The 15,161-nt window shown below is 54.2% G+C and carries 15 protein-coding genes; 6 read left to right on the top strand and 9 right to left on the bottom strand.

All coding sequences use genetic code 11. The features are described from left to right. Both IAE30_RS03085 and IAE30_RS03080 read left to right on the top strand, forming a co-directional pair. Positions 1 to 1,023, top strand: coding sequence for an iron ABC transporter permease (locus tag IAE30_RS03085; RefSeq protein ID WP_200678242.1), 1,023 nt, complete (start codon positions 1 to 3; stop codon positions 1,021 to 1,023). A 3-nt stretch (positions 1,024 to 1,026) separates the two neighbouring features. Then, a complete protein-coding gene (locus IAE30_RS03080) occupies positions 1,027 to 1,782 on the top strand; it encodes an ABC transporter ATP-binding protein (protein ID WP_200678244.1) in 756 nt (251 codons plus the stop codon). 253 nt (positions 1,783 to 2,035) lie between these two features. On the opposite strand, the gene IAE30_RS03075 is transcribed toward IAE30_RS03080, so the two are convergent. Genes IAE30_RS03075 through IAE30_RS03060 form a run of 4 tightly spaced genes read right to left on the bottom strand, consistent with a single transcriptional unit; the run spans position 2,036 to position 6,518 of the window. Then, a complete protein-coding gene (locus IAE30_RS03075; RefSeq protein WP_200678246.1) occupies positions 2,036 to 3,205 on the bottom strand; it encodes a dihydrodipicolinate synthase family protein in 1,170 nt (389 codons plus the stop codon). A 16-nt stretch (positions 3,206 to 3,221) separates the two neighbouring features. Then, positions 3,222 to 4,463: an MFS transporter gene (locus IAE30_RS03070; protein ID WP_200678247.1), complete on the bottom strand. Its 1,242-nt coding sequence runs from the start codon at positions 4,461 to 4,463 to the stop codon at positions 3,222 to 3,224. 59 nt (positions 4,464 to 4,522) lie between these two features. Continuing rightward, on the bottom strand, positions 4,523 to 5,356 hold the full coding sequence (locus IAE30_RS03065; protein WP_200678248.1) for a sugar phosphate isomerase/epimerase: 834 nt from the start codon (positions 5,354 to 5,356) through the stop codon (positions 4,523 to 4,525). Between the two features lie 10 nt (positions 5,357 to 5,366). Continuing rightward, positions 5,367 to 6,518, bottom strand: a complete 1,152-nt coding sequence (locus IAE30_RS03060; RefSeq protein ID WP_200678249.1) for a Gfo/Idh/MocA family protein — start codon at positions 6,516 to 6,518, stop codon at positions 5,367 to 5,369. A 247-nt stretch (positions 6,519 to 6,765) separates the two neighbouring features. Here IAE30_RS03060 and IAE30_RS03055 point away from each other — a divergent pair, with 247 nt between their 5' ends. Next, positions 6,766 to 7,401 carry a TetR/AcrR family transcriptional regulator gene (locus tag IAE30_RS03055; protein ID WP_234472658.1) on the top strand — a complete coding sequence of 212 codons (636 nt, stop codon included), beginning with the start codon at positions 6,766 to 6,768 and terminating at the stop codon, positions 7,399 to 7,401. Between the two features lie 4 nt (positions 7,402 to 7,405). Here IAE30_RS03055 and IAE30_RS03050 read toward each other — a convergent pair whose 3' ends face one another. From IAE30_RS03050 to IAE30_RS03030, 5 genes are all read right to left on the bottom strand, one after another. Beyond that, positions 7,406 to 8,176 (bottom strand): 3-hydroxybutyrate dehydrogenase, encoded by a 771-nt coding sequence (locus IAE30_RS03050; protein ID WP_200678250.1) that lies wholly within the window; start codon positions 8,174 to 8,176, stop codon positions 7,406 to 7,408. 14 nt (positions 8,177 to 8,190) lie between these two features. Beyond that, entirely contained in the window at positions 8,191 to 9,582 is a 1,392-nt protein-coding gene (locus IAE30_RS03045; protein ID WP_200678251.1) for a GntP family permease, read from the bottom strand. A 66-nt stretch (positions 9,583 to 9,648) separates the two neighbouring features. After that, positions 9,649 to 10,833, bottom strand: a complete 1,185-nt coding sequence (locus tag IAE30_RS03040; protein WP_200678252.1) for an acetyl-CoA C-acetyltransferase — start codon at positions 10,831 to 10,833, stop codon at positions 9,649 to 9,651. Continuing rightward, positions 10,830 to 11,498: a CoA transferase subunit B gene (locus tag IAE30_RS03035; protein ID WP_200537541.1), complete on the bottom strand. Its 669-nt coding sequence runs from the start codon at positions 11,496 to 11,498 to the stop codon at positions 10,830 to 10,832. The genes IAE30_RS03040 and IAE30_RS03035 overlap by 4 nt, the downstream gene beginning before the upstream one ends. Continuing rightward, positions 11,485 to 12,204 (bottom strand): CoA transferase subunit A, encoded by a 720-nt coding sequence (locus IAE30_RS03030; RefSeq protein WP_200678253.1) that lies wholly within the window; start codon positions 12,202 to 12,204, stop codon positions 11,485 to 11,487. The genes IAE30_RS03035 and IAE30_RS03030 overlap by 14 nt, the downstream gene beginning before the upstream one ends. 146 nt (positions 12,205 to 12,350) lie before the next feature. Between IAE30_RS03030 and IAE30_RS03025 the strand changes: the two genes are divergently transcribed. The 3 genes from IAE30_RS03025 to IAE30_RS03015 all read left to right on the top strand — a co-directional run bounded on the left by IAE30_RS03025 (position 12,351) and on the right by IAE30_RS03015 (position 15,160). Further along, positions 12,351 to 13,250 (top strand): LysR family transcriptional regulator, encoded by a 900-nt coding sequence (locus IAE30_RS03025; RefSeq protein WP_200537539.1) that lies wholly within the window; start codon positions 12,351 to 12,353, stop codon positions 13,248 to 13,250. 650 nt (positions 13,251 to 13,900) lie between these two features. Continuing rightward, positions 13,901 to 14,599, top strand: coding sequence for a LuxR family transcriptional regulator (locus tag IAE30_RS29980; RefSeq protein WP_234472659.1), 699 nt, complete (start codon positions 13,901 to 13,903; stop codon positions 14,597 to 14,599). An 18-nt stretch (positions 14,600 to 14,617) separates the two neighbouring features. Beyond that, positions 14,618 to 15,160: a fimbrial protein gene (locus IAE30_RS03015; protein WP_200678254.1), complete on the top strand. Its 543-nt coding sequence runs from the start codon at positions 14,618 to 14,620 to the stop codon at positions 15,158 to 15,160. The last annotated feature ends 1 nt before the right edge of the window (position 15,161 follow it).

The raw sequence follows: 15,161 nt of genomic DNA, 5'->3' as shown, positions 1-15,161 counted from the left end.
ATGAGACGCACTTCCCACATTAACATCGGCTTTATTGTCCTGGCGGGCCTGGTCAGCCTGCCAGTGATGATGATCTTCTCATCGAGCATTGGCGATATGCCCATCTCATTGATCGCTACCTTTCAGGCGATCACCAATGGATTGGGGATGACGCATTATGATGTCCCTGCCGTTGAGGCCGGTATTGTCTGGCAATATCGCATGAGCCGGGCCTTCATGGCGGCCTGCAGCGGAGGTGGCTTAGCCCTTTGCGGCCTGGTGTTGCAATCGTTGTTAAGAAACCCGCTGGCGGAACCCTACCTGTTGGGTATCTCTGCGGGTGCTTCCACCGGTGCCGTGATGGTGATGCTGCTGGGTATTGGCAGCGGCGTGTTGACGGTTGGCAGCGGTGCCTTTGCCGGCGCTTGCCTGGCGTTTGGCTTGATTATCTTGCTCTCACGAGGGATGGGAGAAAACACCGGACGCATCATTTTGGCCGGTATTGCCGGAACACAGCTGTTCAATGCGCTCACATCTTACATCGTCAGCACATCAGCCAATGCGGAGCAATCGCGTGGTGTGATGTTTTGGCTGTTAGGCAGTTTAAGTGGCGTACGCTGGCCAGATGCCATTCTCTGCGCCATCGTCATCGTCAGCGGGTTTGGGGTGATCATGTGCTATGCACGCACACTTGACACCTTTTCATTTGGCGTCGATGTCTCCGTAACGCTGGGCACGCAGGTCGTGAAAGTAAGGATTGTGTTGCTGTTGATCACGGCATTAATCACGGCGGTCATTGTCAGCTCGATTGGGGCGGTGGGGTTTGTCGGATTGGTCATTCCGCACGTGACCCGCATGCTGGTTGGACAGCGACACCTGATCACCCTTCCCGTGACATTCCTGTCGGGCTGCCATTTCATGATCCTCGCTGACTTGATGTCGAGAACGTTGATCGCACATCAGGTTTTACCCATTGGCGTGGTGACGGCATTGGTGGGCGCCCCTGCTTTTGCCTTCCTTCTCTATCAACGAAAGGGCAACTAAACGATGACGATATCGGTCAGTGACCTCAGCGTCCAACTTCAGGCGCGTCGTATCCTCACTGCGGTCTCCTTCAACGCGGCTCAGTCTGCAACCGTAGGTTTGCTTGGCCCGAACGGTTCAGGAAAATCTACGCTGCTGCGTGCACTGGCTGGGCTAATGCCTGATTCGGGCGCGAAGATAACCCTCGGCGAACTGAGGCTGAACCAACTTTCGCGCAATCAACTGGCGCGTAAACTGGCCTTTGTCCCACAACACGCCGAGGCCGATGATGAACTCACGGTGATTGACATTATTCGTCTCGGGCGCACACCTCATCGTGGCGCATTCCAGTTCTGGACGGCAGAAGATGCCAGCGCCGTTCACGAGGCGGTGGCGTTAATGCAACTGGAAAATTTGGTCGACCGCGGCTGGCAACGATTATCCGGTGGTGAGCGCCAGCGTTGCCAAATCGCCCGCGCACTGGCGCAAAAACCGGATGTTTTACTGCTGGATGAGCCCGTCAATCACCTGGACATCCAATTCCAGCTTGAATTGATGCGTCTTATCTCTTCGCTGCCAGTGACGGTGGTGATTGCACTTCACGACCTGAATCTGGCGGCAAAATATTGCCAACACCTTGTGGTGCTCGATCAGGGTCGTGTGGTTTCGACGGGTAAGCCTAATGTGGTACTCACACCCGAACGCATACACACAACGTGGCGGGTTCAGGCGCAGATCACGACATCGGCACAGGGTGCGCTCAATATTCAGTACGTATGAGTCGGCGCTTAAAGCCCACTGCCACACAACCATCAGGAAACAGTATGTTCAGTAACAAAATATTCCTGCAATAATGAACTGCCACAATCGTGGTTGCAGTACATACACGCGCGTCACCTACGAGATTATTCGATAGCCGCTGCTATCAAGCCCGCCAATGGCGGGCTTTTTTTCGCTCTAACCGTGTGAATCTTCTTTTTCCGTCAGAAATTCGGACAGCTTAAATAGCATCTCATCACATTAGGCCGATAGGCTAAATACCGTGCATTTTTGCCAGCAGCCACATGCGCTCCGCAGCCACATCCGCGTTATTGAGCAAACCCGCCTCGTCAGCCAGCCTGAATGCTTCAGAGTAGTGCGCCAGACTGCGCGCACTCTGCATACCACCCAGTAAGGTGAAATGTTTCTGATGGCCATTCAACCACGCGAGGAACACGATGCCCGCCTTGTAATACTGAGTGGGCGCCGAGAACAAATGGCGCGCCAGCGGCACTGTCGGAGCCAGTATCCGTTCAAAGGTGGCACGATCGCCCTGTGCTAATGCATGCAGCGCGCTGGTGGCGGCCGGTGCAATGCCGTCGAGAATGCCCAGTAGCGCATGCGAGAAGCCCTGCTCATCCCCGGCGATCAATTCGGGATAATTGAAATCATCGCCGGTATACATTTTGACGGTTGCCGGCAGCTGGCGGCGCATCTCAATTTCTCGATCTTTATCCAGCAGAGAGATTTTTATCCCCTCCACTTTGGCCTCATTCTCGCGAATCACCGCCAGACAGACCTCCATCGCGCTGTGAATTGTCGCGCCGCCCCAGTAGCCGCGTAGCGCTGGATCGAACATATCCCCCAGCCAGTGCAAAATAACCGGCTCACGCACCTGACGTAAAAGGGTGCTGTACACCTTGATGTAATCATCTGGCCCTTTGGCAATCGCGGCGAGCGCACGACTGGCCATTAAGATAATACGTCCACCACACCCCTCAATCGCCGCGATTTGCTGTTCATACGCGGCAATCACATCCTGCAAGGTCAGCTGGGAAAAATCGGTCAGATGATCGGTGCCCGCGCCGCTGGCCACCCGTGCACCAGGGTAAGCCTTCGCTTGCTCCACGCTGCGTTTGATCAGCTCCAGCGCGGTTGGCCAGTCCAGCCCCATGCCGCGTTGGGCGGTGTCCATAGCTTCGGCAATGCCTAATCCGAGTGACATCAGATGATGGCGATATTCCAACGTGCTATCCCAGTCAATCGCCATATCACTCTGCGGATTTTGCATCCGCGGCGGGTCGGCAACCACATGCGCAGCCGCATAGACGTCACGGTTAAATACCGGTTTTGCTGGCACGCTCCAGTGGCGCTCACCCTGCAGGGTGTAACTGTAAGGCTGACCGTTGCGATCCAGTAAACGCACTTTATTGCTCACAGACATGGTTCTGTTCCTTCTCTCAGTGTTTTGCCAGATGCCCGGACGGCATCACATTCTGCGAACTGTTGTGGCTTCCGATAGGGAGCCGACGCACACCCAATAGCACCACGCTGCTGCAGATGATGACGCAGGCGGCGACCAGCCAGACCGGCTGTAAGCTGTAGTGTTGTGCGTAATAACCCGCGACGATCGGCGAGATACCGCCCGCTGCCATCCCCATATTCATTACAAAGCCGATGGCCGAACCGCGCAGCGAAGGCGGCACCAGTTCGGCGGTGAGCGAGAGAACAATGGGGGTAATCGGATAGCCAAGTAATCCGAGGATCAGCACCAGCACAATCACCAGGGGGACGGAGAGATTGATTGCCATCGCTGCCATCACCAGCCCGCTAATAAAGGTAATGGCCATCAGAATGGTGCGACGGCGTTTGAAATCGCCTTTATCACAGTAGCGCCCCAGCACAAAGCCGCCCAGTGCCCCGTTAATGCCGAGCAAGCTGGCGATGGTGCCAGCGGTACCCATCGACAGATTCTTCACCTGCATCAAATAACTGGGTGCCCATAACAGGACAATCCACCAGCCTGCCAGCAGCACGAAATAGAATGCGGCCATCAGCAACACGGGCGCATGGCGGAACAAGGTTTTTAAGGGTACTTTCTCCGCTGTCTGGCGCGCTATCAGCTCGGCGGGTTTTCGGTCATTTTTCACCAACACCAGATACAACAACGCCACCAGCATGCCCATGGCACCCGCCACGTAAAACACCACACGCCAGCCAAAGATCGGACCGAGCATGGCGCCCATCCAGGTGCCAAGGAATCCGCCAATCGGATAGCCCATCCAATAGAGCGACATCACCGTGGTGCGCTGTTTTTCGCTGGTCACGTTGGCCACTTCGAGCGAGGCCGCAGGCCAGAAGATGCCCTCACCGATGCCCGTCATCACGCGGTAAAAAATCAGACTGGTCATGCTGCCGGCGACACCGGTTAACAGTGTCGCCAGTGAAAACATCATCAGGCCGAGAATCAGCACCGGTTTACCGCTCAACTTGTCGGCGATAATGCCGGAAATGAACAAAAAGACGATGAAGCCAAAGAAGAAGGAGGAGAGCAGAATGCCACTCTCCGCTTTACCAAGACCGAACTCTCCGGCGATCAGCCCAATGGCTGATGACACCGTCATGCGATCCACCGAGTACATCATGTAGCCAAGGCCGCACAGCACGGTGACCAGAATCATTTTGCGGGTATCTGTATTCATCTTTTCCTCGACAATGTCTGTGACCGACGAAAACAGCTTTTCAGCTCTGTCAGATACGGTTAACCGTGCGCCAGATGGCGAGCCTTGCAGGTCTTTAGCACTTCATCAGGATCCTGAGTCCACCAGTTCAGGCGGGAGAAAATTTCGACTTCATGCCATCCACAGTAACCCTGAGCTTCTACCGCTTCCCGCATGGCGCGAATATCGATAACGCCATCGCCCATCATGCCGCGATCTTCCAGCAGATCCCGCGTAGGCGTGAGCCAGTCGCAGATATGAAACGCCAGCAGCCGTTTCAGACCCGCGCGCGCGATTTCCTGATAAAACTCAGCATCCCACCAGGTGTGATAGACATCGACGGCAATCCCCAATCCGTCATCGCCCAGCTCGTCACAGAGATCGTTAGCCTGTTTCAGCGTGTTGATGCAGGCGCGATCCGCCGCGTACATCGGATGCAGCGGTTCAATCGCCAACGGCATACCACCTGCGCGGGCGTACTCCAGCAGAGCGCTGAGTCCATCACGCACTTGCTGGCGCGCGCCCGGCAGATCTTTCGAACCTGGCGGCAAACCGCCGACCACCAGCACCAGGCACTCCGCACCTAATTCCAGCGCTTCATCCACCGCTCGCTGGTTGTCGGCCAGGGTCGCCTGGCGTGCTTGCTGATCAACGCCGGGAAACATCCCGCCACGGCAGTAGCCACTCACCCGCAGATCGTGGTGACGAATCAGCCGTGCCGCTTCAGCTAAACCGATGTTTGCCACCTGATCGCGCCACGGCGAGATGCCGCGAATCTCATGGCGCGCACAACCTTCAATGATTTGCCGCAAATCCCACTGCTGGCGCACGGTCGCCGTGTTGAGTGAAAGTTGCCCGGAATGAGGTCGATTCATGTTCGGCTCCTTAGCGTTCCAGTGATGGCACATCAACCCAGCGACGCTCTTTCCAGCTTTTCAGAGCCAGATCGACCAGTTGCAAACCCTTCGCCCCTTCCAGCAGATCCCAGCGGTATTCCCCTTCGCCCCAGACGTGGCGTAAAAACAGCTCCCACTGCACTTTGAATGCATTGTCATAGGTCTGGGTATCCGGCACGCTGGCCCAGTCATCAAAGAAGTTATGTGTCTGACGGATATCCGGATTCCACACCGGCTTCGGCGTATTAACGCTAGCCTGCGTGAAGCAATCGCTAAGACCCGCTACGGCGGAACCGTTTACGCCATCCACCTGGAATGTCACCAGGTCATCACGGCGCACGCGCACGCACCAGGAGCTGTTGATCTGTACAATCGCGCCGTTGTGCAGTTCAAAGGTGGCATAAACCGCGTCGTCCGCCGTGGCGTCATAAGGTTTCTGCTGTTCATCCCAGCGTTGTGGAATGTGAGTGGCACCGATACAGCTCAGGCTTTTGATTTCACCGAACAGGTTGTCGATGACGTAGCGCCAGTGGCAAATCATGTCGAGGATAATGCCGCCGCCATCCTCACTGCGGTAGTTCCAGGAAGGACGCTGGGCCGGTTGGCGATCGCCTTCAAATACCCAGTAGCCAAATTCACCGCGCACCGATAACACGCGACCAAAGAAGCCGGATTCATTCAGCAAACGCAGCTTTTGCAGACCCGGCAGCCACAACTTGTCCTGTACCACGCCGTGACACACGCCTTTTTCTTGTGCGAAATGGTATAAATCCAGCGCATCTTCCAGCCCCATCGCTACCGGCTTTTCCGAATAGACGTGTTTCCCCTTGCTGATGGCTTTCTTTAGCAACGCCGGACGTGCTTGCGTGGTCGCTGCATCAAAAAAGATGATGTCATGCGGATTATTCAGTGCTTCATCAATATTGGTTCCCCAGCGTTCGATACCAAACTCTCGCGCCAGCGCAGCCATTTTTTCCGCGTTGCGACCAATCAGAATCGGATCGGGCATCAATCGGTCGCCATTGGCCAGCTCCACGCCGCCCTGCTGCCGGATCTGCACTATTGAGCGAATGAGATGTTGATTTTTACCCATACGCCCGGTCACGCCGTGCATGATGATGCCCACTGGAATCTGCGCCATGTATTCACCTCAAAGTCGTTTGTGATGGAAGTAACACGCTCAACATCTATTTCAACGCTTCACCGTTCGCTGATTCATAATCAATCAACTAACTGGTTGATGACGTCACTATAGTGGGCAGAAAGAGACCTGACTTTGATCGAATTCACATAACCAACTAGTTAGTTGAAAATCTTTTGCTCTTGTTTTATGCGCAAAAAGAGGCACTATAATGCTCAGTAAAACAATGATATGTGGGGATTCTGCTTTGGTTGATCGTGTTGCGAGTAACATTGAGGATGTCACGGATAAGCAGGTGCGGATACTGATGGCCGCGCGCGCAGAGTTCGCTGAGAAAGGATTCGACGGTGCGCGCGTCGATAGCATCGCCGAACGCGCCCATGCCAATAAGCAACTGATTTACTACTACTTCACCAACAAAGACATTCTGTTTACCCGCGTGCTGGAAGAAGCCTATCGTGACATTCGCGAGCAGGAAGCGGCGTTAAAACTCGATCATCTCCCCGCCGACCACGCTATTTTACAACTGGTGGAATTCACCTGGCATTATTACCTGAAAAACCCCGAGTTCATTCGCCTGCTCAACAGCGAAAATCAGCTAAAAGCGCGGCATCTCAAAGATTCTGACATCACTGTGCAGATCAATCAGAGCTGGAGCAGTATCACCCAGCAATTGCTGCAGCGGGGACGCACCGAAGGAAATGTGCGCGAGGATATCGATGTGATGCAACTCAACATCAATATCTCCGCGCTGGGCTTTTTCTATCTGATTAATCAGTCCACGCTGTCGATTATTTACCAACAGGATCTTAGTGCCAAAGCGGCGCTGGATGAGCGCCTGCGCGTGATGAAAGAGTGTATTGCCGCGTGGATCAAGCCATGACGCATCACTGCGCCAGCCAGCCGCCATCCATATTCCAGGCTGCACCGCGCACCTGCGCACCGCCTTCACTGCAAAGAAACAGCACTAACGCCCCCAACTGTTCTGGCGTGACAAACGCCTGAGCAGGTTGCTTCTCTGACAATAACGCCAGGCGCGCGGTTTCGGCATCTTCGCCAGCCGCAATGCGTTTGTCGATCTGCTGCTGCACCAGCGGCGTTAACACCCAGCCCGGGCAGATGGCGTTGCAGGTGATCGGTGATTGTGCGTTCTCCAGCGCGATCACTTTTGTCAGCCCCACCACACCATGCTTCGCAGCAACATAGGCCGCTTTCTCTTTCGACGCCACCAGGCCATGCACGGAGGCGATATTGATGATGCGCCCCCAGTGACGTGCCTGCATGCCTGGCAAGACGGCGCGACTGGTGTGGAATACCGAGGAGAGATTGATAGCAATAATCGCATCCCATTTCTCAACCGGAAATGACTCCACCGGCGCGGTGTACTGAATACCGGCGTTGTTCACCAGAATGTCCACCGCACCATACTGCGCTTCCACCCACGCTATCATCGCGGCGATTTGCTGCGGATCGGACATATCTGCTGCGTGATAATCGACCTTTGCCCCGGTGGCAGCGATAAGCGCTTTCGCGTGTTCCACTTCGCCAAAGCCGTTGAGTATCACCGTGGCGCCGGCCAGTGCCAGTTGCTCAGCAATACCTAATCCAATTCCGCTGGTTGATCCGGTCACCAGTGCCACTTTTCCTGCTAATTGCATCGATTTATCCTCCTTCAGACAATGCCGGTGAGGTAAAACACCCCAATCACAAACAGCACTGCCAGACTTTTGATAATGGTGATGGCGAAGATGCCACCATAGGCTTCTTTATGGCTTAGACCGGTGATCGCTAACAGCGTGATGACGGCACCATTGTGTGGCAGCGTATCCATCCCGCCGCTGGCCATGGCCGCCACGCGGTGCAACACTTCCATCGGAATACCCGTGGCCTGTGCCGCCTGCACGAAGTGTTCAGCCATTGCCGCCAGCGCAATACTCATCCCGCCCGACGCCGAACCGGTGATCCCCGCCAGCACGGTAATGCTGATCGCTTCATTGAGCAGCGGGTTGGGAATCGCCTGCAGTACGCCAGACAACACCACAAAGCCCGGCAACGCGGCGATCACCGCACCAAAACCGTATTCGGAGGCGGTATTCATCGCCGCCAGCAATGCCCCCGCCACCGCGGTGCGGCTACCTTCCGCCAGACGACCGCGAATATTGCGCCAGCCGAAAATCAATACCACCAGAATGCCGCTCAGCAATGCAGCCTGCACGGCCCAGATCGCAGTACTTTTGACGATATCAGTCACAATGGGCGTGGGATTACCCGGAAGCGTGACACTGCTGTGCGCACCGTACCAGGCAGGAATCCACCAGGTAAAACAGAGATTGAGTACCCCAACCAAAATCAGCGGCAGAATGGCAATCGCCGGATGCGGCAGTTGCACATTCTCAGCGGTTTCCGGCTCATTCTTCAGGTTGGTTCCGTACTGCTCGTTGTTGGCTTGCGCCTTACGGCGTTGCCGATCCAGCCACAGCAAGCCCACCACAATAATGAAGAGTGAACCGATCAACCCCAACCATGGCGCAGCCCAGGCGTTAGTGCCAAAGAAACTACCAGGTATGATGTTCTGGATTTGTGGCGTGCCGGGCAGTGCATCCATGGTGAAGGAGAACGCACCCAGTGCCACCGTTGCCGGAATCAAGCGCTTAGGGATATTGCTCTGACGAAACAGTTCTGCGGCAAACGGATAAACAGCGAACGCCACCACAAACAGCGATACGCCGCCGTACGTCAGCAGTGCGCACACCAGCACAATCACCGGGATGGCATGGCGGCGCCCCATCAGCGTAATCGCCGCCGTGACAATTGAGCGTGAGAATCCGGATAGCTCAATCAATTTGCCAAAGATGGCGCCCAGCAGAAACACCGGGAAGTAGAGCTTCACAAAGCCCACCATCTTTTCCATAAACAGGCCGCTAAACACCGGTGCGACCGCAGCCGGCTCGGTTAACAGCACCGCTAACAGCGCGGCAATCGGGGCGAACAAAATTACGCTATAGCCGCGATAGGCGGCTAACATCAGCAACCCAAGCGCAGCGAGGGCAATAACGACACTCATGTTGCTTCCTTATTATTTTGTCGGGTTGAAGGTAAAAACATTGCCAAAAATGGGAACCGTTCCGCCTCAATCCGGGCGTTCAACTGCCAGAGCGACGCCCATGCCGCCACCCACACACAGCGTTGCCAGACCGCGCTTCAGCTCACGCTGCTGCAAGGCATGAATGAGCGTCACCAGAATGCGGCAGCCGGAGGCACCAATCGGATGCCCCAGCGCAATCGCACCGCCGTTGACATTGACACGCTCCGGCTGCCAGTCGAGCGCTTTACCCACCGCCAGTGCCTGCGCGGCAAACGCTTCGTTCGCTTCGATTAAATCCACTTGATCCAGCGTCCACGCTGCCTGCTGAAGGGCTTTGCGGCTGGCGGCCACCGGGCCAATGCCCATCACTGCCGGATCCACTCCGGCAATGCCGCTTCCGCTTAATCGCGCCAGCACCGGCAACCCCAATGCGGCGGCGCGCGATGCGGACATCAGCAGCACGGCGGCTGCACCATCATTCAGGCTTGAAGCATTGCCAGCGGTGACGCTGCCGTCCTTTTTAAACGCCGGATGCAGGCGCGCCAGTCGCTCAATTGAACTGTCCGCGCGCGGTTGTTCATCTTCACTGATCACCCGCGTTTCACCTTTGCCCTGTTCCACCGTGACAGGCGTGATTTCGGCACGAAAAACGCCTTGTTGTTGTGCCGCCACCGCTTTCTGCTGGGATTGCAAGGCAAAGGCATCCTGATCGGCACGGCTGATGCCATATTCTTCGGCCAGATTCTCGGCGGTGATCCCCATGTGATAATCGTTGAACGCATCCCACAGACCATCGTGGATCACGCTGTCCATCAGCTGACTGTGCCCCAGACGGCAGCCGCCACGCGCGTCCGGCAGTAAATAAGGCGACTGGCTCATGCTCTCCTGACCGCCTGCGATAATGATGTCAGCGGCACCGCTTTGAATCGCCTGCGCCGCCAGAATCACCGCTTTTAATCCCGAGCCACACACCATGTTCAGCGTGCTGGCAGGGACGCTATAAGGCACACCCGCCGCTATGGCCGCCTGGCGCGCGGGGTTTTGCCCGCATCCGGCTGTGAGCACCTGTCCCATCATCACCTCATCGATCAGCGCGGGATCGAGCGCGGTCTGTTTCAGCAGGGCTGCGATCACCTGCTGGCCCAGCGACGCCGCGGTAAGAGACGAGAGAGCACCATGAAAACGGCCGATTGGCGTACGGGTGGCTGCGACAATCACACATTCGTTCATAGTGCCTCCTGGGATAAACGCATTTCACGAACATCATCAGCGATGCGTAATTGCCCGGCCGTCTTTGCACGGATTTCATCGATCGAGACGCCCGGCGCATACTCACGCAGCACAAAAGCGCCCTCTTCAATTTCCAGCCAGCCCAGTTCAGTAATGACTTTTCGAATGCAACCGACGCCGGTGAGCGGCAAGATGCATTCGGACAGCAGCTTTGATTCGCCATGCTTAGAAGCGTGCGTCATCATCACGATGATGTTTTCCGCACCCGCCACCAGATCCATTGCACCGCCCATGCCCTTGACCATTTTTCCGGGGATCATCCACGACGCGATATTGCCGTTGACGTCCACTTCCAGCGCACCCAGCACCGTCAGATCAACATGCCCCCCACGAATCATGGCGAAGGACTGTGCAGAATCGAAGATTGCCGCACCTTTGCGTGCGGTCACGGTTTGTTTGCCCGCGTTGATCATGTCGGCATCCAGTTCAGCTTCAGTGGGAAACGCCCCCATGCCCAATAAACCGTTTTCCGACTGCATCATCACGTCCATCCCCTCAGGTACGTAGTTGGCAACCAGCGTCGGCATCCCAATACCAAGATTGACGTAATCGCCATCACGCAGCTCCTGAGCCACGCGCTGCGCCATTTGTTCACGCGTGAGCATGTGCACCTCCTTCACTCAGGGTGCGTTTCTCGATGCGTTTTTCGAAGCTGCCCTGAATCAGGCGATCAACATAAATGCCCGGCGTATGGATCGCGGCCGGTTCCAGCTCACCCGGCGCCACAATCTCTTCAACTTCAACCACGGTGACGCGAGCGGCCATCGCCATCAGTGGGTTGAAATTCTGCGCGGTGTGACGATAGATGACATTGCCATACCAATCCGCTTTCCAGCCTTTCACGATGGCGAAATCTCCGCGAATTGCCTGCTCAAGGATGTAATGTCGTCCATCGAACTCTCTGACTTCTTTGCCTTCCGCCACGGGCGTGCCGTAGCCGGTGGCGGTGTAAAATGCCGGTATCCCGGCGCCGCCTGCGCGCACTTTTTCTGCCAGCGTGCCCTGCGGCGTGAGAATCACCTCCAGCTCACCACTGAGCATCTGCTGTTCAAACAGCGCGTTTTCACCGACGTAAGAGGCGATCATGGTTTTAATCTGCTGATTTTCCAGCAACAGGCCGAGGCCAAATCCATCCACACCACAGTTGTTCGAGACCACGGTCAGTCCCGTTATCCCCTGCTGGCGGATCTGGGCGATGAGATTTTCTGGAATACCGCACAGGCCAAATCCCCCCGCCAGCAGTGTCATGCCATCTTGCAATCCGGCCAGCGCCTGCTGATAACTGGTGACGCGTTTATCCAATCCTGCCATTGCTGTACATCTCCTCAGCTCACTGAATAAAGCCATCCTCGCGTCACAATAATGATTTGTTAATTTTGTTTTTATTGGCCTTTCATTTATTTTTTTTATTAATATTCCATTAATCTTTGTTTTACATAAAGTTAACAAATTAAAAAATGAAAATGACTATCAAGCAGTTACGTGCATTCTTAGCGGTCGCTCACACTTTGAGTTTTGCCCAAGCCAGCGAACGCCTGGCGATTTCGCAACCGGCGTTAAGCCTGGCGATCAGCGGACTTGAAGAAGCGTTGGGCGGACCGTTATTTATGCGTACCACGCGCCATGTTTCGTTGACCCCGGAAGGTGAGATTTTTTTCCCGATGGCGCGACGACTGCTGGCAGACTGGGAAAACGCCGAAGAGGCGATGCATCTGCGCTTCACGCTGCAGTTGGGAAAAGTGTCGATTGCCGCCATGCCCTCGTTTGCTGGCAACCTGCTGCCTGCGGTGCTGAAGGCCTTTCGTCAGCGCTATCCAGGCGTCAATATCTCGGTGCATGACGTCATAAATGAGACAGTGCTGGAGATGGTGCAGGAGGGGCGTGTAGAGATGGGCGTCGCCTTTGAACCCGAACTGGCCGATGCGCTGCACTTCACCCCGCTGGGCAGCGACCGCTTTGTTGCCGTGGTGCCCGCTGATAGCCCGCTAGCGGATAAGCCACAGCTGAGCTGGCGTGAACTGCTGCATCTGGATTTCATTACGTTGCAACGCCCTTCAGCGGTGCGTCTGCTGCTTGAGCAGTCACTGGCTCAGGCAGGCAGAAGACTCGACGTTGCTTACGAGAGTCATCAATTGGTCACCGTGGGAAAAATGGTCGCCAGTGGTTTGGGGGCCAGCGCCGTACCTGCACTCTGCATTCAGCAGATGCGAGAACTCGGCGCGGTTTGTGTACCGCTGGTCGCGCCACACATTGAGCGACGAGTGGGTATTTTGCGATTGAAACAGCACCAACTTTCCCACGCTGCCTCCGCATTAGCGCAAACCATGCGTGATGAATGTCGCTGGCCCGACTTGTAATGTCGTTTAATTCACAACATAGCCTCAACCAGACAATATTGGTTTCGTTTTCCTGCAAAGAAAACAGGTCATTCATTATGTTTGATATGAACACCCGCGATTACTAATCGATTTAAAAAAACTAAATAATTCGTCGATAAATCAGGGTTAAGGGTCAGAGCATTTATCCGCTTTGATTAATTACATTAACCAAAGCAGTCGCAGGTCTGCTAATCGCATGTCAAAAAATGCATCCATCTGGACATTTTAGGATCAAATCCGCCACGCATTAGGTGTAAGAATATTCTTAAGAGAGCGAAATATCCCCTTCCGCAAGGTGAACTTCATTACTCCATTACCTCGCTGCATCACACTTCATAGATTTGAGGCAGTTTCCATTACTTAAACACCAATTAAAAGCCCCTAAAAAACAACTTATCACATTGAAGATGCCTCAGTTAATCACTGCCGAAGATTAAATTATTTAGCAATTAATGCTATCTGATTTTTGATCTTAACCACTGATTTTCGCCATTAATCCTGGAGGAATTAGAAAGTTCTTAACTCGATAGAGGTATGAAGCGATGACTGGCATGCCAAGTGGAGAAAAGACAATGACATTTTAAAGAAACGCTACCCCGTACAACCTAAGACTTTTCTGAGGACAGGAAATGACTAAATTTCTTAACTCGTTGAATAAGAACAACTATCCTGCCAGGATATCCGCAGCTCTTACAGGAGCGGATGAGTTTGTTATGAAAAATACAACACGAGAGGACTTACGCTGTGCCAGTTGTAAATATGGCTGCCAGCTGACGAACCGAAACAACGATATTCTTAATCGCTGCCCGATACAGAAAATTGCGATTTGGCCGGGGAACAACCATTACCTGATTAAAGGTGTGTTGTCATTAGTGGCCGGTCGCTACGAAAGTGTGTTTTGCCGGGGATGTATATTCGTTGATTTTTCGCGAGAAAACTTACGTTATCTCACCAATAAAAACTGGATTGATTATTTGAAATCCACCGGACTCACAATCATTTTAGTCTCCGATCGTCCACTGGCTGCTCTGGCTGCACATTGGATAAAGAGAGAGGGAATCCACTCGGTTATTTATTGTGAAGATCGGTTAGAGGATATCAAGAAAGTGATTAACAGTACCTATTATGGTTTAAAAGGAGGCACAATAAGGAGAGTTAATTCACTGTCGAATGAGGAAGTCACCTTTCTGGATTTAGCCTTAAAAGGGAATTCACTTTCTGCCATTTCGATAGCAATGAACCATGAGATGAAAAAGATCTACAACATCAAAGATTCGATTCGACGGAAGACCGGTACCAGCCTTAATCAGCTGATCTCGGGTCACTAAGTAAAAGGATTAAACGAAATGACGCAAACACATAAAACACTGCTTTCACTGGTTATCACCTGTGTACTGTTCTCGGCCTCTGCGGGTGCAGCTTCCGATAACACCATTAACTTCCAGGGTGAAGTCTCTGATGAAACCTGTTCTATATCGGTGAATGGCAATGCGGCCTCACCGGTGGTGCTGATGCCCACCGTGAGCAAATCCGATCTGTCGGCCAGTGGCAATGTTGCCGGACAGACGGCCTTCACCGTCGGTTTAACCGGATGCACCGCTAACTCCGCTTCATCGACAAAAATTTCAACAGTATTTGTCGGTAATAACGTGACGGCCAATGGCAACCTGGCGAACACCGGTACTGCGCAGAATGTTGAAGTCCAGCTGGTGGATAGCAAAGACGCTGTGATCAACCTGACGGGAGGCTATACCGGCGATGGCGACCTGACCCTTGCCGCCGATGAAACCGAATCTTCAGCGACCTATAACGCACAATATTATGCCAATGGCGTTGCGGCCGCGGGTACCGTGGCTGCTTCATTACAATATGCGGTGACTTACCAATAAT

It is taken from the genome of Pantoea sp. S61, assembly GCF_016625145.1.
Lineage (GTDB): Bacteria > Pseudomonadota > Gammaproteobacteria > Enterobacterales > Enterobacteriaceae > Pantoea > Pantoea rwandensis_B.
Note: the sequence above shows the minus strand (reverse complement) of the source record. Positions and strands in the feature narration are given on the sequence as shown.

What these genes read in the sequence shown, in the direction of transcription:
- IAE30_RS03030 (WP_200678253.1), bottom strand. Translation starts at nt 12,204, where the DNA reads ATGGCAGGATTGGATAAACGCGTCACCAGTTATCAGCAGGCGCTGGCC.
- IAE30_RS03075 (WP_200678246.1), bottom strand. Translation starts at nt 3,205, where the DNA reads ATGTCTGTGAGCAATAAAGTGCGTTTACTGGATCGCAACGGTCAGCCT.
- IAE30_RS03085 (WP_200678242.1), top strand. Translation starts at nt 1, where the DNA reads ATGAGACGCACTTCCCACATTAACATCGGCTTTATTGTCCTGGCGGGC.
- IAE30_RS29980 (WP_234472659.1), top strand. Translation starts at nt 13,901, where the DNA reads ATGACTAAATTTCTTAACTCGTTGAATAAGAACAACTATCCTGCCAGG.
- IAE30_RS03040 (WP_200678252.1), bottom strand. Translation starts at nt 10,833, where the DNA reads ATGAACGAATGTGTGATTGTCGCAGCCACCCGTACGCCAATCGGCCGT.
- IAE30_RS03025 (WP_200537539.1), top strand. Translation starts at nt 12,351, where the DNA reads ATGAAAATGACTATCAAGCAGTTACGTGCATTCTTAGCGGTCGCTCAC.
- IAE30_RS03035 (WP_200537541.1), bottom strand. Translation starts at nt 11,498, where the DNA reads ATGCTCACGCGTGAACAAATGGCGCAGCGCGTGGCTCAGGAGCTGCGT.
- IAE30_RS03060 (WP_200678249.1), bottom strand. Translation starts at nt 6,518, where the DNA reads ATGGCGCAGATTCCAGTGGGCATCATCATGCACGGCGTGACCGGGCGT.
- IAE30_RS03045 (WP_200678251.1), bottom strand. Translation starts at nt 9,582, where the DNA reads ATGAGTGTCGTTATTGCCCTCGCTGCGCTTGGGTTGCTGATGTTAGCC.
- IAE30_RS03070 (WP_200678247.1), bottom strand. Translation starts at nt 4,463, where the DNA reads ATGAATACAGATACCCGCAAAATGATTCTGGTCACCGTGCTGTGCGGC.
- IAE30_RS03080 (WP_200678244.1), top strand. Translation starts at nt 1,027, where the DNA reads ATGACGATATCGGTCAGTGACCTCAGCGTCCAACTTCAGGCGCGTCGT.
- IAE30_RS03065 (WP_200678248.1), bottom strand. Translation starts at nt 5,356, where the DNA reads ATGAATCGACCTCATTCCGGGCAACTTTCACTCAACACGGCGACCGTG.
- IAE30_RS03015 (WP_200678254.1), top strand. Translation starts at nt 14,618, where the DNA reads ATGACGCAAACACATAAAACACTGCTTTCACTGGTTATCACCTGTGTA.
- IAE30_RS03050 (WP_200678250.1), bottom strand. Translation starts at nt 8,176, where the DNA reads ATGCAATTAGCAGGAAAAGTGGCACTGGTGACCGGATCAACCAGCGGA.